Consider the following 524-nt stretch of genomic DNA (forward strand, 5'->3'; position numbering starts at 1 on the left):
GCGGAATACCGCGCGCGTCGAGCGCGCTGTTCATTGCCGCCGCATCGTCCGGCGACAGCAAGGACGACAGCGTCGTGTTGTCGGTGAACATCATCAGGCCCGGCTCTTCGAGCATCGCCGTCATCATCTTTTGCTTGTCGAGCACGTCGGTGGTTTCGATGATGATGGTGCCGGCGGCGTCATAGGCCGTTTGCGCGGCGGGCGGCAGCACGGTCACGCGCGGATCGGTCATATGCATGGTGCCGAACAGCCAGGATGGCTTTTCGCCCGGCTTTTCCAGCTTCCACAACAGGCCCTTGCCGTTCGGCGTCGCAGCGGCTTCCGCTGCGACGTTTTGGTAGGCGGCGGGATCGCTCTTCTGCAAGGCAGATAGCATGTCGGCGCCGGCGCAGGTCGGGATTTCGGCATGCGCCTTACCGGCAGCGAGCAGCGCGACGATGAGGAAAGACAGGAAAAACAGGACGTTGAGCGCGACGAGCAGCTTCAGCGACACGAGTGCTGCGCGGTCGGCGATGGCAATGACG

Annotated in this window: 1 protein-coding gene; it reads right to left on the minus strand. The window is 63.5% G+C overall.

Annotated features, from left to right (window positions below; all coding sequences use genetic code 11):
* A partial coding sequence (locus AC1DX0_RS37045; RefSeq protein ID WP_477359678.1) for a TraB/GumN family protein occupies positions 1–524 on the minus strand: 524 nt, incomplete at both ends.

The organism is Mesorhizobium sp. P3_A9, assembly GCF_056402975.1.